The organism is Advenella mandrilli (genome assembly GCF_016595155.1).
In the GTDB taxonomy this organism is placed as follows: domain Bacteria; phylum Pseudomonadota; class Gammaproteobacteria; order Burkholderiales; family Burkholderiaceae_B; genus Advenella; species Advenella mandrilli.
In genome coordinates this window covers 14,835-40,405 of sequence record NZ_JAENGP010000001.1, presented here as the reverse complement: position 1 = coordinate 40,405, position 25,571 = coordinate 14,835, and the positions used below count along the sequence as shown (strand labels likewise).

22 protein-coding genes are annotated in these 25,571 nt (G+C 48.9%); 8 read left to right on the top strand and 14 right to left on the bottom strand.

The window, feature by feature from the left end:
* Positions 1 to 25: 25 nt before the first annotated feature.
* From JHL22_RS00175 to JHL22_RS00155, 5 genes are all read right to left on the bottom strand, one after another.
* A complete protein-coding gene (locus JHL22_RS00175) occupies positions 26 to 790 on the bottom strand; it encodes a GNAT family N-acetyltransferase (protein WP_200232627.1) in 765 nt (254 codons plus the stop codon).
* Positions 791 to 928: 138 nt separating this feature from the next.
* Positions 929 to 2,266: a phosphoglucosamine mutase gene (glmM, locus tag JHL22_RS00170; protein WP_200232626.1), complete on the bottom strand. Its 1,338-nt coding sequence runs from the start codon at positions 2,264 to 2,266 to the stop codon at positions 929 to 931.
* Entirely contained in the window at positions 2,263 to 3,111 is an 849-nt protein-coding gene (gene folP, locus JHL22_RS00165) for a dihydropteroate synthase (RefSeq protein ID WP_200232624.1), read from the bottom strand. Before folP ends, glmM begins: the two co-directional genes overlap by 4 nt.
* Positions 3,112 to 3,127: 16 nt before the next feature.
* Positions 3,128 to 5,029, bottom strand: a complete 1,902-nt coding sequence (gene ftsH / locus JHL22_RS00160) for an ATP-dependent zinc metalloprotease FtsH (protein WP_329610606.1) — start codon at positions 5,027 to 5,029, stop codon at positions 3,128 to 3,130.
* A gap of 206 nt (positions 5,030 to 5,235) precedes the next feature.
* Positions 5,236 to 5,886, bottom strand: coding sequence for an RlmE family RNA methyltransferase (locus JHL22_RS00155; protein ID WP_200232622.1), 651 nt, complete (start codon positions 5,884 to 5,886; stop codon positions 5,236 to 5,238).
* Positions 5,887 to 5,904: 18 nt separating this feature from the next.
* Here JHL22_RS00155 and JHL22_RS00150 point away from each other — a divergent pair, with 18 nt between their 5' ends.
* The gene (locus JHL22_RS00150) at positions 5,905 to 6,477 is read left to right on the top strand and encodes a YhbY family RNA-binding protein (protein WP_200232621.1); all 573 of its coding nucleotides are present in this window, start codon (positions 5,905 to 5,907) and stop codon (positions 6,475 to 6,477) included.
* A 197-nt stretch (positions 6,478 to 6,674) separates the two neighbouring features.
* Here JHL22_RS00150 and greA read toward each other — a convergent pair whose 3' ends face one another.
* Positions 6,675 to 7,151, bottom strand: coding sequence for a transcription elongation factor GreA (gene greA / locus JHL22_RS00145; protein ID WP_200232620.1), 477 nt, complete (start codon positions 7,149 to 7,151; stop codon positions 6,675 to 6,677).
* A 275-nt stretch (positions 7,152 to 7,426) separates the two neighbouring features.
* Positions 7,427 to 8,746 (bottom strand): solute carrier family 23 protein, encoded by a 1,320-nt coding sequence (locus JHL22_RS00140; protein WP_200232619.1) that lies wholly within the window; start codon positions 8,744 to 8,746, stop codon positions 7,427 to 7,429.
* Between the two features lie 242 nt (positions 8,747 to 8,988).
* Here JHL22_RS00140 and JHL22_RS00135 point away from each other — a divergent pair, with 242 nt between their 5' ends.
* The 6 genes from JHL22_RS00135 (at position 8,989) to JHL22_RS00110 (ending at position 15,145) form a co-directional block, all read left to right on the top strand.
* A complete protein-coding gene (locus JHL22_RS00135; protein ID WP_234041033.1) occupies positions 8,989 to 10,272 on the top strand; it encodes an ABC transporter substrate-binding protein in 1,284 nt (427 codons plus the stop codon).
* A gap of 87 nt (positions 10,273 to 10,359) precedes the next feature.
* A complete protein-coding gene (locus tag JHL22_RS00130) occupies positions 10,360 to 12,057 on the top strand; it encodes an ABC transporter permease (RefSeq protein WP_200232616.1) in 1,698 nt (565 codons plus the stop codon).
* A 24-nt stretch (positions 12,058 to 12,081) separates the two neighbouring features.
* Positions 12,082 to 13,185, top strand: coding sequence for an ABC transporter ATP-binding protein (locus JHL22_RS00125; RefSeq protein WP_200232615.1), 1,104 nt, complete (start codon positions 12,082 to 12,084; stop codon positions 13,183 to 13,185).
* Between the two features lie 54 nt (positions 13,186 to 13,239).
* Positions 13,240 to 13,872 carry a histidine phosphatase family protein gene (locus tag JHL22_RS00120; protein WP_200232613.1) on the top strand — a complete coding sequence of 211 codons (633 nt, stop codon included), beginning with the start codon at positions 13,240 to 13,242 and terminating at the stop codon, positions 13,870 to 13,872.
* Positions 13,873 to 13,938: 66 nt separating this feature from the next.
* Entirely contained in the window at positions 13,939 to 14,355 is a 417-nt protein-coding gene (locus JHL22_RS00115) for a YchJ family protein (protein WP_200232612.1), read from the top strand.
* Positions 14,356 to 14,383: 28 nt separating this feature from the next.
* A complete protein-coding gene (locus JHL22_RS00110) occupies positions 14,384 to 15,145 on the top strand; it encodes an SDR family oxidoreductase (RefSeq protein WP_200232611.1) in 762 nt (253 codons plus the stop codon).
* 16 nt (positions 15,146 to 15,161) lie between these two features.
* On the opposite strand, the gene bfr is transcribed toward JHL22_RS00110, so the two are convergent.
* From bfr to JHL22_RS00090, 4 genes are all read right to left on the bottom strand, one after another.
* Positions 15,162 to 15,626: a bacterioferritin gene (gene bfr, locus JHL22_RS00105; protein WP_200232610.1), complete on the bottom strand. Its 465-nt coding sequence runs from the start codon at positions 15,624 to 15,626 to the stop codon at positions 15,162 to 15,164.
* Between the two features lie 143 nt (positions 15,627 to 15,769).
* Entirely contained in the window at positions 15,770 to 19,009 is a 3,240-nt protein-coding gene (gene carB / locus JHL22_RS00100; protein ID WP_200232609.1) for a carbamoyl-phosphate synthase large subunit, read from the bottom strand.
* A gap of 6 nt (positions 19,010 to 19,015) precedes the next feature.
* Positions 19,016 to 20,173, bottom strand: coding sequence for a glutamine-hydrolyzing carbamoyl-phosphate synthase small subunit (gene carA / locus JHL22_RS00095; protein WP_200232607.1), 1,158 nt, complete (start codon positions 20,171 to 20,173; stop codon positions 19,016 to 19,018).
* Positions 20,174 to 20,287: 114 nt separating this feature from the next.
* Positions 20,288 to 21,196, bottom strand: coding sequence for a hypothetical protein (locus JHL22_RS00090; RefSeq protein WP_200232605.1), 909 nt, complete (start codon positions 21,194 to 21,196; stop codon positions 20,288 to 20,290).
* A gap of 275 nt (positions 21,197 to 21,471) precedes the next feature.
* On the opposite strand from JHL22_RS00090, the gene tal reads away from it, so the two are divergent.
* The gene (tal, locus tag JHL22_RS00085) at positions 21,472 to 22,428 is read left to right on the top strand and encodes a transaldolase (protein WP_200232604.1); all 957 of its coding nucleotides are present in this window, start codon (positions 21,472 to 21,474) and stop codon (positions 22,426 to 22,428) included.
* Positions 22,429 to 22,466: 38 nt separating this feature from the next.
* Here the strand turns inward: tal and recR are convergent, their stop codons facing one another.
* The 3 genes from recR to dnaX all read right to left on the bottom strand — a co-directional run bounded on the left by recR (position 22,467) and on the right by dnaX (position 25,509).
* Complete coding sequence (recR, locus tag JHL22_RS00080) at positions 22,467 to 23,075, bottom strand: recombination mediator RecR (RefSeq protein WP_200232603.1); 609 nt, start codon at positions 23,073 to 23,075, stop codon at positions 22,467 to 22,469.
* Positions 23,075 to 23,401 carry a YbaB/EbfC family nucleoid-associated protein gene (locus tag JHL22_RS00075; RefSeq protein WP_200232601.1) on the bottom strand — a complete coding sequence of 109 codons (327 nt, stop codon included), beginning with the start codon at positions 23,399 to 23,401 and terminating at the stop codon, positions 23,075 to 23,077. Before JHL22_RS00075 ends, recR begins: the two co-directional genes overlap by 1 nt.
* 77 nt (positions 23,402 to 23,478) lie before the next feature.
* Entirely contained in the window at positions 23,479 to 25,509 is a 2,031-nt protein-coding gene (gene dnaX, locus JHL22_RS00070) for a DNA polymerase III subunit gamma/tau (RefSeq protein ID WP_200232600.1), read from the bottom strand.
* Between the last annotated feature and the right edge of the window lie 62 nt (positions 25,510 to 25,571).

Sequence of the window (25,571 nt, the reverse complement as noted above, 5' to 3'; positions counted from 1 at the left end):
GAAGCCATTAAGCTGAAAACCGATTTTAATCTATACCAAAATGTTTGCGATAACGCGGATCCATACTTTCCAAATCAATAATAATCGGGAAATCAGCCGCATTAAAATTAGGATCCCAGGCCGGCTCACCACAAATTCGGGCACCAATTTTAAGATACCCCTTAATGAGCGGTGGAATTTTCACCTCACCGGTCGCATCAAGCTTTTCCAGTGGATAAGGATTTAACGGTGTTACCCTTGGCAATTCAGGATGTTTATCCATTTCAGCTTTTGCTGCGCGCCACACCTGGGAAGCCTGTACACCACCATCAGCCAGGCTGACACTGGCGCAACCCAGCATATACCGATAGTTTCTTTGATGTAAGAATTTGGTCAGCCCTGTCCAAAGCAACATAATGGCAGAACCATTACGGTAATCGGCATGCGTGCAAGAACGGCCACACTCACACAACAAATGACGAATGTCATCCAGGCTGGAAATATCAAACTCGGTTTCTGAATAATAGCCGTTGGCCTTAATGGCTTTCTCAGGAGTCATGATACGGTAAGTACCCACAACCTTACGGGTTCTGGCATCACACACCATTAAGTGGTAACACCATTGATCATAACGATCCACATCAACGCCATCAATGGCATCTGGAAAAACAGCGTTCATTTCTTTGGTATAGACATCAAAACGCAATCTTTGTAACTGCTCAAGTTCTTCTGCGGTTGTTGCAAGCCCCAAAACCAATCCAGGTTCATCCTGATTTGCCGTATCCGTCTCTGTACGCAATAGTTCTTGCATTAGATTATTTTCCTACGCAATGATTAACAATGACATCATACCGATCTCATTTGACAACTACTTTTCACAAACACGAAACATAAGGTATTGGTGAAAAACATTGTACATTATTTGTTTTATAGCATAATCCTGTTGCAATCAAGACAGATTAACGGCAGCAAGCTGGTCTACACAGCGTTTGGCCAGGTCATAATTCTCGGCCTCTACCATTAAACGCAGCTTGGGTTCGGTACCCGAAGCCCGGATCAAGACCCTGCCTTGGGTGCCCAGCTCTTTTTCAACGGTTTCACGGGCCGCCTGAAGGCCGGCATGGGTTTCCCATTTTACATCTTTGGACAAAGGCACATTAATCATGACCTGTGGATACATTTTGAGATCTGCAATCCAGTCAACCAGTTTTTTACCACTGCGAACCAGACCTTTAAGCACCTGCAAACCGGCAATAATACCGTCACCCGTTGTATGGTGATCTAAACACAACAAGTGCCCCGAACCCTCACCGCCATATAGCCAGCCATTTTTTTGCATGGCTTCCAGCACATAACGGTCACCCACTTTGGCACGTTCAAAGGGAATACCCAAGGCTTCCATTTGCTTTTCAAAACCATAATTGGTCATGAGCGTGCCCGCCACACCGTTAACGGGCCCTTGAGCAAGACGCTCCAGGATAATGGCATACAACAACTCATCACCATTATAAATACGGCCATCGGCATCCACCATCTGGATGCGATCAGCATCACCATCAAGGGCAATCCCATAATCAGCACCCCGGGCACTAACCGTGGCAGCCAGTTTTTCGGGGTACAAAGCACCGACATCCTGGTTAATGTTAAAACCGTCGGGGTGGCAGCCAATCTCAATAACTTCGGCTCCCAGCTCACGAAAAACATGAGGGGCAATATTATAGGCAGCACCGTGGGCACCATCCACCACAATTTTCAGACTTTTCAAGTCCAGTTCGTTGGGAAATGTGCTTTTACAAAACTCTATATAGCGCCCTGCCGCATCATCAATCCGTCTTGCCCGGCCAATTTTTTCTGAATGCACGCAACCAACGGGCTCATCAATCGCCCGTTCAATTTCTTCTTCGACATCATCGGGCAGCTTGGTACCCTGGCCGGAAAAAAATTTAATCCCATTGTCACCGTAAGGATTATGCGAAGCACTAATCACCACACCAGCCGTCAAGCGAAGGGCACGGGTTAAATAGGCAACGGCAGGCGTAGGAATGGGCCCAGCCAGATAAACATCAATCCCAGCCGCGCTAAGACCCGCCTCCAGGGCGGATTCGAGCATATAACCGGAAACACGGGTATCTTTGCCAATCAGGACAATCGGCCTTCCTGCTCCTTGATGGTTCTTGGACAGCACACGTCCTGCCGCATACCCTAATCGCAATGCAAATGAAGCATTAATCAGTTCTCCACCCACTTCACCCCGAATTCCATCGGTTCCAAAATATTTACGGCTCATTCATTAACTCCAAATTCAACGGCATTCCATACTGCCAATGCATCATGCATCTGGGTGACATCATGCACCCTGACAACTACTGCCCCCCGGGCTACCCCGGCCAACGCAGCGGCAATACTTCCTGACAAACGTTCATTGACCGGCTTATGGGTTACAGCACCAATCATTGTTTTTCGGGAAACACCCACCAATATGGGCGCTTTCAATTCGATCAAGGCAGCCATTTCACGTAACAACTGAAAATTCTGCTGTGCTGTTTTACCAAAGCCAAACCCAGGATCGATCATAATTCTACGAGGATCAATCCCGCTTTGCAGCATAATTTTCATTCTTTCCTGCAAAAACGCCGCGACTTCTTGCGTAATATTATTACCATAATCTGGCGGGCTGACTTGCATGGTTTTAGGCTCACCATGCATATGCATGATGCAAATTCCGCAATGCGGGAATTCGTTAACCACCTCAAGGGCACCAGCTTGTCTTAGGGCATAAATATCATTGATTAAATCAACCCCTGCCAGCAAGGCAGCTTTCATCACTTCGGGCTTGAAGGTATCAATAGATAAAGGCACACCAGCGTTACGCAAGCCTTCTATAACAGGTATTACCCTGTCCAGCTCTTCCTGTATGCTTACCGGCTCAGAGCCGGGACGTGTGGATTCACCACCGATATCCAGGATATCCGCTCCTTGCTCGACCAGCTCCAGGGCATGATCAATGGCTGCATTAGTTGAAAAATGATGTGAACCGTCCGAAAAGGAATCGGGCGTGATATTCACTATCCCCATAATCAAAGGGCGCTCGAACCCAAGTTCAAAGCGCCCGCAAAGGAATGTACTATTCATTCAGTTAACAATATTATTACACGGCAGTTGCCGGACTATCGCTGTCTTTACCTTTGGGAGCCGCGCCTGTTGGCGGGGGCATACCAGCGGAATCATGCGGTGCATCAGGCTCTTTAGGCGGACGTGGATCACGACCCTGCATAATGTCTCCGATCTGATCTGCGTCGATGGTTTCCCATTCAAGCAAGGCTTTAGCCATGACGTGCATCTTCTCGCTGTTTTCCTCGATAATTTTACGTGCAACGGCATATTGCTCGTCGATAATCAGGCGAATTTCAGTATCCACTTTTTGCATGGTGGCCTCTGACATATGTGTGGTTTTAGTCACACTGCGTCCAAGGAATACCTCATTTTCGTTCTCGGCATAAACCATTGGGCCTAATGAATCTGTCATGCCATAACGGGTAACCATATCACGTGCAATGGCGGTTGCCCGTTCAAAGTCGTTAGAAGCACCGGTGGTCATTTGATCCATGAATACTTCTTCGGCAATACGGCCACCGAACAGGACGGCAATGGTATTAAGCAAACGATCCCGATCCATGCTGTAACGATCGCCTTCGGGCAACTGCATGGTAACACCCAGGGCACGACCACGTGGAATAATAGTAACCTTGTGGACCGGGTCTGTTTTAGGCAGCACGCTTGCCACAATGGCGTGACCCGCCTCATGGTAAGCCGTATTCTTACGCTCTTCTTCGGGCATGACAATTGAACGGCGCTCGGCACCCATGATGATTTTGTCTTTGGCTTTTTCAAAATCGATCATATCGACGGTACGGCCGTTACGACGCGCAGCAAACAAGGCCGCCTCGTTAACCAGGTTAGCCAAGTCAGCACCAGAAAAACCAGGTGTACCACGAGCCAGAACTGAAGCAACAACGTTAGGGGCCAATGGCACTTTACGCATGTGTACATTAAGAATTTGCTCACGACCGCGAACATCGGGCAGACTTACTACCACCTGACGATCGAAGCGACCCGGGCGCAGCAAGGCAGGATCAAGAACGTCGGGACGGTTGGTTGCAGCAATCACGATAACACTTTGACCGGATTCAAAACCATCCATTTCAACCAGCAACTGGTTAAGGGTTTGCTCACGCTCATCGTTACCGCCACCGACACCAGCACCACGCTGACGGCCAACGGCGTCGATCTCGTCGATAAAGATAATGCACGGTGCGTGTTTTTTAGCGTTTTCAAACATGTCGCGAACACGGGAAGCACCCACACCCACGAACATTTCAACAAAGTCAGAACCTGAAATAGTGAAAAAGGGTACCTTTGCCTCTCCGGCAATTGCCTTGGCCAACAGGGTTTTACCGGTTCCGGGAGACCCCACCATTAACACGCCACGGGGAATACGCCCCCCCAAGCGTTGAAAGCGGGAAGGATCACGCAGGAAATCCACCAGTTCTTTCACGTCTTCTTTGGCTTCGTCGCAACCGGCGACATCAGCGAAAGTAATAGGATTCGTGCTTTCATCTAGCATACGGGCACGGGACTTGCCAAAACTGAACGCGCCCCCCTTACCACCGCCCTGCATTTGGCGCATGAAAAAGAACCAGACCCCAATCAGCAATAACATGGGGAACCATGAAATAAGGGCGCTTAACAGAAACGAAGGCTGCTCGGGTGGTTTGGCGGTCACTTTTACACCATCACGCACCAAGTCACCCACCATCCAGAGATCTCCTGGAGAGGTTAAGGTATAAGAACGACCGCCGCTAGGGGTCACGTGAAGGGTATCACCCTGGATTTCCACACTGGAAATCTTGCCCTGTTTGGCATCATCCATGAACTGGCTGTAACTGACGCCATCGTTGGTACGCACTGGCGCGTCATACTGTTTGAAGACAGTAAACAGCACCAGGGCAACAATCGCCCACATGGCGAATTTGGAAAAGGAATTATTCAAAGATCAGCTCTCCCGCATGAAATTTAGAGCTGCAATTTTTATGACTCATAAAAACTACAAAAAAAACTAAGATTGCACCTGTTTACATTCTATATCATAGAAATAAAAAAGATGGAATTAGTGCGTGTTTAGAATGAATTAAAATGTATCGAAACACGCATGAATCAAGATTAATATTGGGAACAATTACAAAATTGCAAGCCTGCTCACTCTCGCACCACAGGTTTTTTTAGACCACGGGCAACCAGAAAAGTTTCCGATGACCTGTCTCGCGATGCTTTGGGCTTACGTTCCACCACTTTTTTAAAGTGTTGTTTAAACATTTCAACAATTTGTGAAAACCCGCTGCCATGGAAAGCCTTTACGATTAATGCACCCTCGGGTTTGAGATGATTAAGAGAAAAATCCATGGCTAGCTCGCATACATGCTGGATACGCGCTGAATCGGCCGAGCTGACACCGGAAAGGTTAGGCGCCATATCAGAGATAACCACATCAACCAGCTGGTTACCAACTTGCTCACGCAAGCGGTTCAGGACCTCATCTTCGCGAAAGTCGCCTTGAAGAAATTCTACCCCGGCAATCGGTTCCATGGGTAAAATGTCAAGTGCAATAACTCGGCCGTCCAGTACACCGCCCGGTCCGACTAATCTTTCGCGTGCAACTTGCGACCAACTTCCCGGAGCAGAGCCCAAGTCGACTATAATATCACCCCGACGCATGAGCTTTTCTGAATCCAGGATCTCGATCAGCTTGAATGCAGCACGTGCCCGGTAACCTTTTTGCTGAGCCATTTTCACATATGGATCATTAATGTGCTGATGGATCCACTCTTTTGAGAATTTCTTTTTGGCCATTGCCGTATTTCCTAACTTATGCCTACACTTGAATTAACATCTAAAGAACGCAGCGCCTTACGCTCTGCCGCCCACCCACTGAAACCGGTTGTATTGATTGGCGATAACGGACTGACCGAAGCGGTCCTGAAAGAAATCGACATCAGCCTGACTGTTCATGGCCTGATCAAAGTCCGCGTCGCAGGAGACGACCGGCAAGCTCGAATTGATATGCTGAATCATATTTGCGACACACTTTCTTGTGCCAATATCCATCATTTGGGTAAAACGCTCATTTTATATCGTCATGGCTCGTCCAACCGTACTTTTGAAGAAAACGAAGCAGAACAGCAACAGCCCAGCTATCGTAAGCCTTCCGACCCTTACACACCCAAAAAAATGGCTGCTGCTGGCAAAAGCATTAAAGACAAGCGCCGTAAAACAGCGATTAAAGGCAATGACGCGCTGGCTTCAGACAGTAAAAAACCAGCCCGCAACCCCATGTCAAAACCGGCTGTCAGCCGTCCGGCCCATAATATTCCACGCCGGGCAGGAAGTGCCCTGTCTTTACGCGCCGGACGCCGCAGCAGTACAACACGCCGCGGCTCTTGATAACGCTAAAATTCTAGCTGGCAGAAACTGCCAGCAATTATTACATTTATCCCTGAAAAGGGATAATTTTATTAAAGCCAGCCAGCCTTAAAACTGGCTTTTTTAATACCCAACAAAACAAAAATGCCAGCCTTTTGGTAAAGCGTGGCATGCAACTTCATGCTATGGCAAGCACAACAACCAGCAACAACATTTGGTTAGTTATATGCAATCTCGATGATTTCGAACTCTTTCTCGCCGGCTGGTACATTAACCATCACCACATCACCCTCTGACTTGCCAATAAGGGCACGGGCAACCGGACTGGAAACCGAAATCAGGTTCTGGCGAATATCAGCCTCGAGGTCACCAACAATCTGGTAAGTTACGGTTTCGCTGGAACCCAGGTCTTCGATAGTAACCGTTGCACCAAAAACAATACGATCATCAACCTCAAGTTCGGCAGGATTGATAATATGCGCATTGGCCAATGTGCCTTCCAGCTCTTGAATCCGCCCTTCAATGAAACCCTGACGTTCGCGGGCAGCATCGTACTCGGCATTTTCGGACAAATCTCCCTGGGCACGAGCCTCGGATATTGCCTCAATGACATTAGGCCGTTCGATTGTTTTCAAGCGGTGCAATTCTTCTTCTAAGCGCTTTGCACCACGCGCTGTTAATGGAATAGCTGCCATAATTTCACACACTCATAAAAAACTAAACGCCCCGCATTATGGTTAGATAAATACAGAGCGTTACAAATAAAATAAACACGCGTCTTTTTGAAAGACAAAAAATTTCCCCGATTCACGCAGAACCGGGGAACTAATCACAATTGTGCTTAAATTTGATTAAAATTGCAAGCCATTTAATTAAATGACTTTTTATGTAGCCAAAATACACGGGCAGTTTTCAAACTTACTTTTATTACGCCATACCCTGGATTGATAAAAATAAGGATTTAAAAAAATTAATAGGTACTTGCCCGGCGATTCAACAAGGCATAAAGCAAAATAGCACCAAAGGTTGCCGTACCAATACCATTGAGCTCAAAAATGCCCATTGACAATTTAAAATCACCAGCACCCAATATCATGGTTACCGCTGCAACAATCAGGTTTTTATTGTCGCTGAAATCAACCTGGTTAACCACCCAGATCCGGGCACCGGCAATCACAATCAGGCCAAACACCACAATTGCAACCCCACCCAGTACGGGTGCCGGAATACTATGAATGAGCGCACCGAATTTAGGAGAGAAACCCAGCAAGATGGCAAACAAAGCCGCCACCACAAATACGATGGTTGAATAAATGCGGGTCACTGCCATCACACCAATGTTTTCAGCATAGGTCGTTACCCCTGTTCCACCCACAGATCCTGACAGCATTGTAGCCACGCCATCACCAACAAAGGCACGTCCCAGATATTGATCAAGATCCTGGCCGGTCATGGCACTGACTGCCCGGATATGCCCCAGGTTTTCGGCCACCAGAATAACCGCTACCGGCACAATAACTGAAATGGCCGAAAGATTAAATTCAGGTGTGGACAAGGAGGGCAAACCAAACCATGCCGCATTCTGAATTTCGGTAAAATCAATGGCTTGCCCCAAACCCATTACATTGGCAAAGACCCAATACAGCACACTGGCCAGAATCAGGCCAACCAGAATCAGCAAACGCTGTATGGTTCCTGACGTAAAGACCGCAATAATGCCCACACATAATATGGTCATGATTGACATAGCGGCTTCAAAGTTACTGCCGCTTCCCATGGCTCCCTTGGCCGCAATAGGTGCCAGATTCAGGCCGATGACCGCCACAATTGCTCCGGTCACTACCGGCGGCATCAGTTTTTCTATCCAGGCTGATCCATTACCACGGGCGTTGGCATACCAAACAATAAGACCAATAAGTGTGTAAACCGCACCGCAGGCAATAATTGCCCCCAATGCCACCCCAATATTAAGATTGGGCCCTGAACCGGCATAACCGGTAACCGCCACAACACCACCAATAAAAGCAAAACTGGAACCCAGGTAACTGGGGACCCTGCCCCCGACAAAGAGGAAAAAAATCAGGGTACCAATACCCGACATCAAAATGGCCAGATTGGCATCAAAGCCCATTAACAATGGTGCCAATACCGTTGAGCCGAACATGGCCACAACGTGCTGCACCCCCATGGCCACGGTTTGCCCTGCTGGCAAATATTCATCTGGGGCAACCACCTGCCCGGGCTCAAGTTCGCGCACCTTGCGCCAGATTGGAAAATAGGATCCAGACATTTCTTTTCCTTTAAATTGTTTTATACAAATGCTGGATGCAAAGTGTACGGCCTGAAGGGCTTTTGTGGCAAGCAAATCTGGCAGGAAAACTAGGGAGAACCACTATTAGACAATTTAATAAATCAATCGTATTGTGACATTGATATTGCAAGCCATATACAAAAGCAATATTCCAACCACCAGGAGACAAAAAAATGAACGCCAAACTAAAAAAAGGGTTCAAGTACGGCCTTTTAACCCTGATGCTTGCCGGCACCTCAAGCGCTTTAGCCGGCACCGTCACCATCATCACGTCTTTTCCCAAAGAGCTGACCCAGGCCTATAAAAGCGCTTTTGAAAAAGCCAACCCAGACATCAAGCTTGAAATATTAAATAAAAACACCGTTTCGGGCATTGCTTATGTCAGGGAAACACCGGCCGGTCAACGTCCCGAGGTTTTCTGGGCCAGCGCCCCCGATGCCTTTGAAGTGCTGGGCGCGGCCGGCCTGCTTGAAAAGGCGGGTGACATTTCCAATCAGGACGTACCCGATAAAATCGGCAGTTTCCCCATTAATGACCCCAGTGGATTATTCCTGGGCCAGGCATTGGCCGGCTACGGCATTATGTATAACACCCGTTTCCTTAAAGCCAAAAATCTGGAAGAACCCAAAGAATGGCACGACCTGCTTAAACCAGAATGGTTTGGCAATGTTGGCATGACCTCTCCTTCACGCTCGGGAACACAACACCTGACAGTTGAAACCATTTTGCAGGGCGAAGGCTGGGATGAAGGATGGAATACCATTATTCGCATGGCAGGCAACAGCAGCGCATTAACCGAACGCTCGTTTGGCGTACCCGACGGCATTAATAACGGGCAATTCGGTGCTGGCCCGGTTATTGACTTTTTCGGCCTATCCAGCAAATTTTCAAAATTTCCGGTTGAATTTATTTATCCGGAAACCACGGCTATCGTACCTGCCAATATCGGGCTAATCAGCGGTGCCAAAAATACCGAAGAAGGTAAAAAATTCATTCAATTCGCACTCAGCAAGGAAGGACAGACATTACTGCTGAAACCAGAAATTTCACGCCTGCCCGTTCTGCCCTACGACAAAATGGATAATATCCCCGAGGGCTACCCTGATCCGATCAAACTGGCCGAGCGCAGCAAGGTTCACTTCGATACCAATCTTTCACAAAAGCGTTATTACATCGTTCAGTCTTTATTTGACCAAACCATTACCTTCCGCCACAAAGAACTTCAGCAGGCCACCCAGGCCATTCTGGATGCCGAAAAGAAACTGGGCGACAACGCCAGTGACAAGGCCAAAGCATTGCTGGAAGAAGCCAAAAAACTGGCCTGGTCTCCGCTGATTACCGCCGATCAGGCCTTGTCGGATGAAATTCAGGAGATTTTCCAGGGTGATAAAAAAGACGTGCAAGTGAGCCAGAAAATTTCAAAACTGCAAGGTGAATGGAATAGTAAAGCCGAAGCCAATTACAAAAAAGCGATTGAACTGGCAAAACAGGCAGCCAACGCATAAGGTTTAAACCTTTACCGTTTAGTTTCCTGAAGCTCATCTCTGGGTATGCCTGAGCGGGCTTGGCATACCCAACTGGACTTTCAAAGTATGACAACAATAAATACAAGATTTCCGCCAGGCCTGACCATTATTGCCTTACTGATTCTGGCATTTCTGGCCCTGTTTCTGATAATACCTGTTATCACGGTTTTCTATATTGCCTTTACCGATTTTGACGGCAGCCTGACACTTGGGCACTTTGGTGCCTTCTTTCATCAACCTTTACTTAAAGAGGCGTTTTATAACAGCCTTTATGTAGCGGTCATGTCTGTCATTTTTTCCTCATTAATTGCCATACCGCTGGCTTACTTTACGGTCCGCTTTCGTTTCAGGGGTGCCCTTATCATTCAAACCCTTGGGGTGCTGCCATTAATTATGCCTCCCTTTGTGGGTGCTGTTGCCCTTCAGCTTATTTTTGGCCGCTCGGGTACGGTCAACCTGCTTTTGCAAGACTGGTTCAATATTTCAGTACCTGTCATGGACGGCCTGAATGGGGTGATTTTTGTTGAATCACTGCATTACTTCCCTTTTATATTGCTGAACCTGACTGTTGCCTTGCGTAATATTGACGGCGCCATGGAAGAAGCGGCCCTGAATATGGGTGCAAAAGGCTGGCGTCTGTTCAGGCGGATTATTTTCCCGTTGGCCCTGCCGGGTTATGTTGCCGGCGCATCACTGGTCTTTGTCAAGGTTTTTGATGACCTGGGCACTCCGCTGGTACTGGGTATCACCAATATGCTGGCGCCACAAGCTTACTTGCGCATTACCCAGGTGGGGCTTGATGACCCGCTGGGTTACGTCATTAGCGTGCTCATGATTGCTTTTTCCATTCTGGCGCTCTGGCTTTCCGCCCGGGTACTTAAAAACAAAGATTTCTCTACCATCCAGAAAGGAGGCAACTCCTTACAGCAACGCACCCTTAACAAAACAGAAAGCATCCTGGCCTATGGCTGGATTTTCCTGGTGCTTTTGCTGGTACTTTCACCGCACATAGGTGTGTTGCTGCTTTCATTTGCAACAGTCTGGAGTTATGCCCCCTTGCCTGATGGCTATACCCTGAGCCATTACGCCGCTGTTTTCACCCACTCCAATGACATGATCATCAACACCCTGCTGTATTGCAGCCTGGCAGCCGGGATTGACATTATTCTGGGCACGGCCATTGCCTACCTGATTTTACGCACCCGTCTGCCAGCCCGCCGCTGGCTGGACTGGATTGCATCAGCTGCGCTGGCCGTACCCGGGATTGTGCTGGCCATTGGCTACTTACGCACGTTTCGTGGCATTGAAATCCCGGGTACCGACACGATGCTTACCTCTACCTGGATCATTATTATGCTGGCCTATTCGGTCAGGCGCCTGCCTTACGCCTTGCGATCTTGTATTGCCGCCCTGCAGCAAATCAACATCTCCCTGGAAGAAGCGGCAGCCTCGGTGGGTGCGACACGCCGAAGAATCATTCAGCGCGTGGTTGTGCCCTTGATGGCAGGCGGTATTCTGGCCGGTTTTGTAACCAGTTTCATTACCGCTGCCGTTGAGCTTTCAGCCACTATCATGCTGGTTACCCGCGACAGTGACGCCCCCATGAGCTATGGCATTTACTTGTACATGCAAAGCGCATCAGGACGAGGCCCGGGTGCCGCTCTGGGGGTAATGGCGATTGTTGTGGTCGCTATTGGCACCTATATTTCACACCTGATCGTTGAGCGCAACACCATGCGCACACGCCCGGCCAGAACAGAATAAGAAAAACACAAAGGAAGATACAAAATGAAAAAAGTCAGTGTTGAATGCAAAAACATTTGCCTTTCCTATGGCAACAATGAGGTTCTGAAAAACATCAATATCAAAATTGAACCCGGCGAGTTCTTTGCCTTGCTGGGACCATCCGGCTCTGGAAAATCCACCCTGCTGCGCCTGGTTGCCGGTTTCAACCAGCATAATGCCGGACAATTGCTGCTTGATGGTCATGACATCACGCACACTCCCCCCCATAAACGCAATATTGGCATGGTATTTCAGAGTTATGCTTTGTGGCCACACTTATCGGTCTGGGATAATGTGGCTTTTGGTCTGGTTGAACGCAAATTGCCATCCGCGCAAATCAGGGAAAAAACCGCTACCGCCCTGGAGCTGGTAGGCCTGTCGCAATTTGCCAAACGTCGTCCCAATGAGCTTTCCGGCGGACAGCAACAGCGTGTTGCGCTGGCACGAACCATTGTGATTGAGCCTCAGGTACTGTTACTGGATGAGCCACTTTCCAACCTGGACAAAAAACTGCGGATACAAATGCGACGAGAGCTGTTATCGTTACAACGCCGGCTTGGCATTACCACTATTTTTGTGACACATGATCAGGAAGAAGCCATGACAACGGCAGACCGCATGGCCGTTCTGGATCATGGTGTGGTTCAGCAAATTGGCACGCCCACCACCCTCTTTGACTATCCGGTCAATCGTTTCGTGGCCAATTTTGTTGGCACCATGAATACGCTGGAAGGCAAGGTAATCGCCCGCGACACCAACAAGGTATCCATTCATGTCGATACGATTGGCGAACTGCACATTCCGGTCAATGGCGACATCCCCGAAGGTGAGTTTTTGGCAGCCAGTTTTCGTCCTCACACCCTACAAATACACCCTGCCAATACCCGACAGGATCCAAATTTCATCTGGCTTCCGGGTGTGGTAGAGGCCAGTGAGTTTCTGGGAGAGTTCACTCGCTACCAAATTACAACGGGCAACACCTTAATCACCGCCGACCAGACCCATTTTTCAGAACAGAAAAAACTGCAGATAGGCCAGGCTGTTTCTCTTGCCCTCACTCCGTCACAAATACGCTTACTTCCAGTGCCCACCACCATCACCGGTTAAAGTAATACAATAAGATATTATTGAATTCAACAAGCAAATTGCTTTATACCCCCTATGTCACATACTGATATCTGGATTATCCGCCACGGAGAAACCGACTGGAACAGCGAACGCCGTTTGCAAGGCTGGAAAGATATTCCACTGAATGATGCCGGTATTGCACAGGCACAAACCCTGTGCAAACACCTTAACAAGCATTTTTTTCAGGTTTTACCTAATCACGTTTATACCAGCGACCTGCAACGGGCCTACCACACCGCCCTGCCCTATGCCCGTGCCAATACCCTGAACATTACCGCTTTACCCGGTTTGCGTGAACGAAACTATGGCATTCTTGAAGGCAAACACTGGACAGCCCTGAAAGAATACAATGCCACCCGTGAAGAAAACCTGGCCATAGAATTAAACCAGGAAGAACACCAGGCCGAATCACTGCAAACCTTCTACGATCGAATCAGAAACACCTTACTTGAACTGGCCACGCAACATCCCAATGAAACATTGCTATTAATTTCCCATGGCGGCGCCATTGACATGATGTGGCGGGCGGCCAATCAACTGCCCCCCCATGCCCCCCGAGCATTTACGCAACGCAATACATCCATTAACCGTTTGCAAATTTCCCATGAAAAAAAATGGTCGGTCATATCATGGGCCGATGCCAGTCATCTTGACGAAATACGCTAACAAACAAACCAATCATTTATCCCTACTCATATTTCGGGCAATCCAGCAGGATAAAAGGAGTACAAGATGAGCAAAAAGAAAAATAAAAATACTGAAAACACGGCCTGTCCCTGCGGGGGTTACCAGGAAAAAACGCGGTTTGGGCAATGCTGCGAACCTTATATCCAGGGCCAGGAGGCAGCCCCCGATGCCGAGCGTCTCATGCGTTCACGTTATTCTGCCTACGCACACAGCAACGAGCATTACCTGCTGAATACCTGGCATGTTGCCACGCGACCCGCCTCTCTTGATCTTGAAACATCCCCATCACAATGGCTGGGTCTTACGGTGCATGAATTTCATGACATTGATGCCGACCACCAAGAGGTTTCTTTCACCGCCAAATACAAGCAAAACGGGAAAGCCTTTAAAATGCATGAAAACAGCCGGTTTGTTAAAGAAGACGGCAAATGGTTTTATTTTGATGGTGATGTGGTTGATTAAAAAAAACAGCTTCCGGAAGGATTATTACATGCGTATTTTCATAACTGGCGCCAGCAGCGGGCTTGGCAAGGCCTTGGCTACGGCTTATGCCAAACAGGGTGCCAGCCTGGGACTGGTTGGGCGCAATACACCGGCACTGGAAGAACTGGCTGCCAGCCTGCCCGGGCAACACCGGATTTACGCCCTGGACATTTTAAACAGAAACGCCCTGCATGCGGCTGCCCGTGATTTTCTTGAGCCGGGACCGGTTGATATCGTGATTGCCTGTGCCGGCATTAGCATTGGCACCCTGACCGAATATGAAGAAGATTTTGTCCAGTTCCAGAAAGTGATCAACACCAACCTGCTGGCCATGGTGGCAACTTTCGAACCGTTTATTAAACCCATGAAAGCACGGGACTGTGGAACGCTGGTAGGCATTAGCAGCGTGGCCGGCGTACGTGGCTTGCCAGGCTCCAGCGCCTATTCTGCCTCGAAGGCGGCCACCACCACTTACCTGGAAAGCCTGCGGGTTGACTTGCACGATACCGGCCTTAAGGTAGTAACCATTGCGCCAGGCTTTATTGATACCCCCATGACGCAACACAACCCGTATAAGATGCCTTTCCTGATGCAACCCGAGAGTTTTGCCAAGGCTGCCCTCAAAACCATCGAAAAAGGAAACAGCTATTCGGTTATTCCATGGCAAATGGGTATGGTGGCCAAACTGCTTAAATGGGTTCCCAACCCGGTATACGATTATTTTTCGTTCAGATCGGGCAGAAAACCCAGAAACAACTCCCTACCCTGAATAGCACACAAAGCAATTACAACTGGGATTGCAGGTAGTTTTCAAGCCCCACATGCTTGATTAAATGCAGTTGCTGTTCGAGCCAGTGCGCGTGATCCTGTTCGGTGTCATCAAGCTGTTTCAGCAAGATATCACGTGATACATAATCGCCATGCTCTTCACATAGTGCCATGCCTTTTTTCAGGTTCTCGCGCACCTCATACTCAGTATTCAAGTCATACTGCAACATTTCAGGCACATCTTTACCCACATTAATGTTGGCTGGTACCATATTGGGTGTCCCTTCAAGCATAAGGATACGACGGATCAGATCATCGGCATGCCCGGTTTCATCTTCCATCTCGTGACCAATACGTGCGGCCAGTTTTGTATAACCCCATTCATCATACATGCGAGAATGAATAAAGTATTGGTCGCGGGCAGCTAATTCACCAGTGAGCAATTGATTTAAAAAGCCAATGACTTCGGGATGTCCTTTCATGATATTAATTCCTGTCTTTATGAGGGTGATATCAAATTATAACCAATATAAAAAAACTGCCCCTAAAGTGAGCAGTTTTTTTAATTCCAATGCCACTAACAGGCGTGAATTAAAACCGTTCACGCCTGTTAGTGGGCAAGGCATCAGCCTTTAATAGAAGCATGCAATGATTGCAGGGAGTACACTTTCATACCCTGTGAATCACGTATATACTGCATACCCTCTACCGCAGCGCGGGCACCCGCAATGGTGGTAAAGAACGTAACCCTGGCAGCCAAAGCCTGGGTACGGATAGTACGGGAGTCATGAATGGCGTTACGACGCTCTTCAACCGTATTGATCACCATTGTAATTTCACCGTTTTTAATCATGTCAACAATGTGTGGACGACCTTCGGTGACTTTATTAACGGCCAATACCGGCAAACCAGCCTCTTCAAGGGCGGCGGCAGTGCCACGGGTGGCAACCAGCTTGAAGCCCAGTTCGTGCAAGCCTTTGGCAATATCAACCGCTTTGACTTTATCCTGGTCTTTGACACTAATGAAAACCGTGCCATTTTCTGGCAGGACAACACCGGCAGCCAGCTGTGACTTGACAAAGGCCTCGCCAAAGGTTTCACCAACACCCATCACTTCACCGGTAGACTTCATTTCAGGGCCAAGAATGGTGTCAACGCCCGGAAATTTAACGAACGGGAACACGGCTTCTTTTACTGAGAAATAAGGAGGCATGATTTCCTTGCCGATATTCTGTTCAGCCAGGGTTTTTCCTGCCATTGCACGGGCCGCAATTTTGGCCAGCTGCAAGCCGGTAACCTTGGAAACATAGGGCACAGTACGTGATGCACGGGGGTTGACTTCCAAGACGTAGACATCACCATTCTGGATGGCGAACTGAACGTTCATTAAGCCCTTGACATTAAGCGCCTTGGCCATTAAACCGGTTTGGCGCTTGATTTCTTCAATGACTTCATTGGATAGCGAATACGGTGGCAAACTGCATGCAGAGTCACCCGAGTGAACACCCGCCTGCTCGATGTGCTCCATCACGCCACCGATAAACACGGTTTCACCGTCAGACAGACAGTCTACGTCTACCTCGGTAGCGTTATTCAGGAAGCGGTCCAGCAGCACCGGTGAGTCGTTGCTAACCTTAACGGCTTCACGCATATAGCGCTCAAGGTCATCTTGCTCATGCACAATTTCCATGGCACGACCACCCAGCACATAGCTTGGGCGAACCACCAGCGGATAACCGATTTCAGCCGCATGGGCAATTGCCTCGGCCTCGGTACGTGCAGTACGGTTTGGCGGCTGACGCAGACCCAGTTTTTGCAACAGTTTCTGGAATCGTTCACGATCTTCGGCCACGTCGATAGATTCGGGGCTGGTACCAATAATAGGTACACCATTGGCCTCGAGGGCACGCGCCAGTTTCAGCGGAGTTTGGCCACCATACTGAACAATCATGCCTTCGGGTTTTTCGATATTGACGATTTCAAGTACGTCTTCAAGCGTTAGCGGCTCGAAGTACAGGCGATCGGAAGTATCGTAGTCGGTAGAAACGGTTTCGGGGTTGCAGTTAATCATGATGGTTTCATAACCATCTTCACGCAATGCCAGGGAAGCATGCACGCAGCAATAATCAAACTCGATACCCTGGCCGATACGGTTGGGGCCACCACCCAGTACAATGATTTTTTTCTTGTCGGTGGGTTCGGCTTCGCATTCTTCCTCGTAGGTAGAATACATATACGCGGTTTTAGTGGAAAACTCTGCCGCGCAGGTATCCACGCGCTTGTAAACCGGACGTACACCCAGTTGGTGACGTACTTTACGCACTTCAGATTCAGACACGTCAAGCAGGAATGCCAGGCGGCGGTCTGAGAAACCACGACGCTTGAGTTCGCGCATGGTGTTCTCTTTCAGGTCAGCCAGATTTTTTTGCTCAAGCGCCAGTTCAATCTCGACGATTTCCTGAATTTGATGCAGGAACCAGGGATCTATCTTGGTAAGGGCATGCACTTCATCAAGGGTGAACCCTTGGGCAAAAGCATCGCCAACATACCAGATGCGTTCCGGGCCGGGTTCAGCCAGCTCAACCTGCAGTTTTTCACGGTCAAGGGTTTTCTGGTTCAGGCCGTCTACACCCACTTCCAGGCCACGCAGGGCTTTCTGGAAAGATTCCTGGAAAGTACGGCCAATAGCCATGACTTCGCCAACGGATTTCATTTGGGTGGTTAGGTGAGAGTCTGCCTGAGGGAATTTTTCGAAGGCAAAACGTGGAATCTTGGTAACCACGTAGTCGATGGTTGGCTCGAAAGAAGCCGGTGTAGCACCACCGGTAATTTCATTTTGCAATTCATCAAGCGTGTAGCCAACCGCCAGACGGGCTGCTACTTTAGCGATTGGAAAACCGGTTGCCTTGGATGCCAGCGCGGAGGAACGGGATACGCGCGGGTTCATTTCAATCACGATCATGCGACCGTTATCGGGGTTAACCGCAAACTGCACGTTTGAACCACCCGTATCCACACCAATTTCACGCAACACCGCAATAGAGGCGTTACGCATGATTTGATATTCTTTGTCGGTCATGGTTTGGGCGGGTGCAACCGTAATGGAGTCACCGGTATGTACGCCCATGGGGTCCAGGTTCTCGATAGAGCAGATGATAATGCAATTGTCCGCCTTGTCGCGAACCACTTCCATTTCAAACTCTTTCCAGCCCAACAGGGACTCTTCAATGAGCAACTCTTTGGTAGGAGACGCTTCAAGGCCACGACGGCAGATAGTCTCGAACTCTTCGGGGTTGTAGGCAATACCGCCACCACTACCACCCAGCGTAAAACTGGGGCGAATAACCACCGGAAAACCAGCCGTGCCGATTTCTGCGGCAATGCTTTTTTGTACTTCCCAGGCTTCGTCCATGCTGTGAGCCACGCCAGATTTGGCTGACTCAAGACCGATGGTTTCCATGGCCTGCTTGAATTTAAGACGATCTTCTGCCTTTTCAATCGCATGCTCGTTGGCACCGATGAGTTCGACATTGTGCTTGGCCAAAACACCATTATGCGCCAGATCAAGTGCACAGTTAAGCGCTGTCTGGCCACCCATGGTTGGCAACAGGGCATCGGGTTTTTCTACTTCGATGATTTTTTCAACTGCTTGCCAGGTAATAGGCTCGATATAAGTAACATCGGCAGTTTCCGGGTCGGTCATGATGGTGGCCGGGTTACTGTTAACCAGAATGGTACGGTAACCTTCTGCCTTCAGGGCTTTACAAGCCTGGGCACCTGAATAGTCAAATTCACAAGCCTGACCAATAATGATGGGGCCTGCCCCAATAATAAGAATGCTTTTTATGTCGGTACGCTTTGGCATAATACTCTACTTTTGCTGTGCCATTTGGCTAATGAATTTATCAAACAGGACAATGATGTCATGGGGGCCTGGACTGGCTTCAGGGTGGCCCTGGAAGCAGAAGGCGGGACGATCGGTAAGCTCGAAGCCCTGCAATGTGCCATCGAACAGAGATACATGGGTAACCCGTGCATTGGCAGGCAGAGTATTGGCATCTACCGCAAAACCGTGATTTTGGGCAGTAATATATACTCGGCCGGTTTGCACGTCTTTAACCGGATGGTTATCACCATGATGGCCTGTTTTCATTTTCAGGGTTTGGGCACCGATAGCCTGCGCCAGGATTTGCTGCCCAAGGCAAATGCCAAACAGCGGAATTTCTTTATCAAGGAGAACCTTAACGGCATCGACGGCATAACCGCAAGCGCTAGGGTCACCGGGGCCATTGGCCAGGAAAACACCATCAGGTTCCAGGGCTAGGACATCTTCTGCAGACGTTGTAGCGGGAACCACCGTTAAACGGCAGCCCTTGTCGGCCAGAATACGCAAAATATTTGATTTCACCCCGAAGTCATAGGCGACCACATGATAGCTGGATTGGTCAGGCTGGGTATAGCCCTGCCCCAATTGCCAGGTACCTTCGGTCCAGTGCTCGGTTTGCTGACGGCTAACCTGGCTGGCCAGGTCTTGCCCTTGCATGCCTTGGTAAGCACGCGCCAGTTCAAGCGCCTTTTCTACGTCATCACCCACCAGAATACATGCCCCCTGTGCCCCTTTTTCACGCAATAGACGGGTAATTTTGCGGGTATCAACTTCTGAGATGGCGACTATGCCATTTTCTTTAAGATAAGCAGGCAATGACTGGGTGGCACGGAAATTTGAAATGCGGGCCGGGCAATTGCGAATGACCATTCCAGCGGCATGTGGCTTGAAAGATTCAACATCTTCTTTGTTAACGCCCGTATTGCCAACATGCGGGTATGTAAAGCTGACAATTTGCTGGGAATAACTGGGATCAGTCAGGATTTCCTGGAAACCAGTCATTGAGGTGTTGAAAACCAGTTCGGCTACGGTATGACCGTTGGCTCCAATAGAGATACCTTTAAATACAGTACCATCGGCCAAAGCCAGAATTGCGGTAGGGGATTCTGTATTTTCCCCGAAAATATGTGACGGCAGCGTCATAAAACCCCAAGTTCTAAAATCAGTAAATAAACCTTGGCATTATACTATTTTATTGATTTTCAATTAGAAATTTTACGATTCAGACGCGAAAAAAACCATGATTTTTATTTTTTCTCAGGGCATCTGCACATCAAAAGCTAAAGTTTCACCCGAAGCATCGGCATTAATGGTAAATCCGAGTTTTTGCTGGTAAAGATCTTCTCCGTATTCGAAGAAACTAACCCGTATACCCTCAGAGACATTTTTTTGACCATAAAGCGTGGGGTAGGTATAACGGCTGTTAGGCAGAATGTACAGGTCATTTAATGACGGGTTGAACATGATGGGCACCCAAACCTTGGAATTAGCGGCATTTTCTATAATCCAGGTAGGGCTTTCGGGTGTCGCGGTTTTACACTGCACCATAACCAGGGCCTTACCTGAAACCTTTATGTTTACCGTATAAAAATCAAGCGAGTCAAAGGTGGAACTGCGGCAGTGCTCGAATTGCCCATGCAAGGGCAAAACCAGTTCCCGCAAGGAAAGACGGGGATGTGATAACAATTCTGACTTTACCCGGATACGATCGCTTTCGCGATAAACAGCGGTACGGTCCAGGTTGGTTTGAGCCCACTCTATCATGCGCGGCAAGCGCTCACCCAGGCATGCAACAGTTTGGCATAAAGCCAGGCCATTGCTGCGAGTTTTAATTAAACGGCTGATTAGCACCGGACGATCAGTTTGCGCCTGAAGGGCCGAACTGATATACAGCCATTCGAACAAACCGCTAGCCACTTTCGTGTTTTCACACATTTTTGCAGGCCACTGCTTTTGGGACTCATGCAACAGTTTTACGCCACTTTGCCCAAACCGACCCTTGATAACCGACTCGGGAATACAGGGATTAAGGGCAACTTCCTGAAACGCAAACTGCAACCCGACGCCAGTCCTTGACAGAGAGGGATCGAATTGCGCAGATACTGTTCCTACGGACAAGAGCAGGCCTAAAAATACTGAAAATAGCCCACCCAATTTAAGTGGCATTTACTTACAACCTTATTAATTAAAATGAATCGTTCACGATGAGATGATATCAAGCTATTCACAAATTGACAGCTGACATTCACACAAAACAATAATTTTGAGTGGCAAAACCCTACAACCTGCACACTATCCTGTCAAACCTGAAACATATAAACGACATGATACCTGCCAGACTTAAATCCTGATTAAAAATCAGGCTATATTGTCATATGGAACCTGATAAACAACTTCCAATATCGTTGTCATTATAATTTCTATCCTGGATACAAGTATATATGAGTAATCAATTAGATGAACTACGTAAATTCACGACTGTTGTCGCTGACACCGGAGACTTCCAAAGCATGCGTGAGCATCGTCCTACCGATGCCACCACCAACCCGTCCCTTATCCTGAAAGCGATTCAGAAAGAAGTATATCGCCCCCTTCTGGAACAAACCATCCGGGACCACCCCAACGCCAGCACGTCACAAACCCTGGATCACCTGCTGATTAAGTTTGGCAAACAAATACTGGACATCGTACCAGGCCGGGTTTCCACCGAAGTGGACGCTCGCCTTTCATTTGATACCGACGCCACCATCCAGCGCGCCCGCCACCTTATTGGACTTTACGAAAAAGAAGGCATGTCGCGTGATCGCATTCTTATCAAGATTGCCTCTACCTGGGAAGGTATTAATGCTGCCCGAATTTTACAAAACGAAGGCATTAAATGCAATATGACATTACTGTTCTCGATGGCTCAGGCAGTTGCCTGCGCCAACGCCCAAGTGCAGTTGATTTCACCCTTTGTAGGCCGGATTTACGATTGGTACAAAAAGAATGCTGGCAACGACTGGATTGAAGAAGATAATGCAGGCGTGAATGACCCTGGCGTGAAATCGGTTACCCGTATTTTCAACTATTTCAAAAAACACGATATCAAAACCGAAATTATGGGTGCCAGTTTTCGCAATAAGGGGCAAATTATTGCCCTTGCCGGCTGCGATCTGTTAACCATCAGCCCGGAATTGCTGGCAAGCCTTTCAAGCAACAATGAAGCGATTCAGCCAGCACTAAATACCGAAAACCCCAGCGAACTGGATATTGATCCGATTGCAATCAATGAGGCCTCATTCCGTTTTATGCTTAATGAAGATGCCATGGGCACCGAAAAACTGGCCGAAGGCATTCGTGCTTTCGTGGCCGATTCCATCAAGCTGGACCGGATTATTGAACAGGCCCGCGCCTAAGCGCCTTGTAAAGGCCTAAACTGTCCCTGAACAGGTCTTCAGGAGCTTCGCCGCTCCATGAAGGCCCAGGCAATAGTGCCTGCATCAACATACTCAAGCTCGCTGCCAGTGGGAATCCCTCTGGCAATTCTGGATACCTTCAGGTCTCTGCTTTTAAGTATTTCAGCCAGGTAGTGGGCGGTGGTTTCGCCCTCAGCCGTAAAGTTGGTGGCCAAAATAACCTCTTGCACTTTGCCATCACTAACACGCTCAAGCAATTTATCAAAACCCAAGTCTCCGGGCCCAACCCCCTCAAGGGGTTTAAGGCTGCCCATTAACACAAAATACAAACCCCGATATCCATGACTGGCCTCTATCATATTCTGGTCTGCAGGGGTTTCTACAATGCAAAGCAAGCTGTCATCCCGTTTGGGATTAAGACAGGTTTCACATATTTCATCTTGGGAAAAAGAATGGCAGCGTTGGCAGTGCCTTAAATTATTAACGGCATGCGACAGGGCAAAAGATAACTGCTGTGCCCCTTTACGATCGTGTTGCAGCAAATGATAGGCCATGCGCCGGGCGCTTCTGACACCCACACCGGGCAATCTGCGCAAGGCATCTACCAACGCAGAAAGCGGTTCCGGCTCGGGTAAATTATCACGCATTAGAATGGAAATTTCATTCCTGGTGGCAATGGCATGCCAGCCGTTACGGAAGACATTTTTTCCTGGGCGGTGCTTTCAGCCTTGCGCAGGGCATCATTAAAAGCGGCGGCCACCAGGTCTTCAAGCATGTCTTTTTCATCTTCCAGCAGGGAAGGGTCAATCACCACGCGTTTTATATCGTTACGACACGTCATGGTTACCTTAACCAGGCCACCACCCGAAGAGCCTTCGACGGTAATGTCCGCCAGCGACTCTTGGGCTTTTTTCATGTTGTCCTGCATTTGCTGGGCTTGTTTCATCAAGCCAGCCAGTTGATTTTTCATCATAATGAATGATTTCCTGATTCATTGATTAATGGGAATAACATGTATTTTAGTAGATTAATACGTAAAGATCACGGCAATCAGCACGGTTTAATACTTTCAGGAAGCACCTTGGCACCAAACTCTTCAATAAGGGCATTGATAAATTCGCTTTCCTGCACGGCCTGCTCGGCTTTTTCCTGGCGCGCAGCCTGTTCGGCACGAATCGAGGCGTAGGCGGTTTCCTCGACGTTTTCGGCATACTCGAAAGACACCTTCACCACTTGCCTGAAATATTCAGTAAGCACCGTATTCAGTTTTGCTTTCGCCCCCAGCTCATTCGTGTTCTTGACAGGAATGCGCAAACGGATTTCGTTGTTTTCAAAACCCAGCCATTCGCTTTGCTTGGCAAATTCGGCCGCCACACCGGTAAGGGGCAGTTCTTGTGACAAAACAGTCCAGTCATGCGACGTCATTTGCTGCAGGCTGTACCCTGCCGACTGGCCCTGGTGACTGGGAACCCAGGACACATCTTCTTCCACAACAGGAAAAGAGGCCAATTCAGGGTCTGACAGATCCAGATCAAGATCAGGAGGCACTGCCTGCTCAAAAAACACTTCATCCTCTGGTGCGGGAACAGCCCGCAATTCCCAGTCGTCAGGAATGTCTTCCCAGGCAGGAATAAAATCCTCAGCCGTTTTTTTTTCAGCGGTTACTGCTGTTGCTGCTTTTTCAGTGCTTACTGCTGGTTCTGCAATGACCGCATGCTCAGTGCTTAGCGCATGTTCAGCGGAAGCCGTGTTTTCATTTCTGGCAGCTGGAATATTGCCATCAGCAGTTACCTGAGCAGCCGTGGTACTGGCATCGGGTTTCACCGAAACGGAAGCGGCTTCTGCATTATGTTCAACAGCAGTGGCCACCTCACGATTTGAAGCGGCATGATGAGTACTTACGCCTGCCTTTGGTGCGCTGGCCTTGGTTACAAGTTCAGGCTGTGCTGCTGCGCCAGCCACTGTGGCTACAGGTGCAGGCAATGCGGCCACATCTACCGTACTGACCAGTGACAGCATTCTTAAGCCCGTCATGACAAAACCAGCATATTCATCAGGCGCCAAAGACAGTTCATTACGGCCATGCACGGCAATGCCGTAAAACAGCTGCAAGGTATCCGGGTGAAACGCCCTGGCCAATGCCTGCATATCTTCATGCAAAGGGTCATCTGGCATGATGGTACCCGGCAAACGCTGTTCTATCGCAATGCGCGAGAGCAAGACCGACAAATCTGCCAGGGCACCCGAATAGGAAAACCCACGCGTTGCCAACTCATTGGCCGTATCCATAACGCCCTGCGCCGAACCCTGCAGCAACGCCTGCAGGAAACGGACCAAATACTTCTGGTCTATGGTGCCCAGCATTTCGCGTACGGCGGCATCGGTAATATTGGAAGAACTGTAAGCAATGGCCTGATCAGTTAAAGACAGGGCATCGCGCATGGAGCCGGCGGCCGCCTGTGCGATAAGTCGCAAACCGCCAAGGTCGAAACCAACCTCTTCCTGCGTGAGCACGTTTTCCAGGTGACCCACAATGGCCTCGGGTGGCATCTGCTTCAGGTTGAACTGCAGGCAACGGGACAATACCGTAACGGGAATTTTTTGCGGATCGGTGGTGGCAAGAATAAACTTGACATGCGGCGGCGGTTCTTCGAGCGTTTTCAGCATGGCGTTAAACGCATGCCCTGTGAGCATGTGAACTTCGTCGATCATGTAGATTTTGAAACGGCCCGCACTGGGCGCATACACGGCCTGCTCAAGCAGTTGCGTCATTTCCTCGACCCGCCGGTTGGAAGCCGCATCGAATTCAAGATAGTCAATAAAGCGGCCTTCGTCTATTTCGACACAGGCACGGCATTGGCCACAAGGCGTGGCGGTGATGCCGGTTTCACAATTAAGGGACTTGGCAAGAATGCGTGACAACGTGGTTTTACCAACACCACGGGTACCCGTAAATAACCAGGCATGATGCAGTCGCTGGGTGGTAAGGGCATTGCTTAATGCCCTTACCACGTGCTCTTGGCCGACAAGGGTTTCGAAGGATCGGGGACGCCACTTACGGGCAAGAACAAGGTAGCTCATGTGAATGATTGTAGCCCAGAAATACAAACGTCACCCTGAAGGTGACGACTGTTGTACTGAAT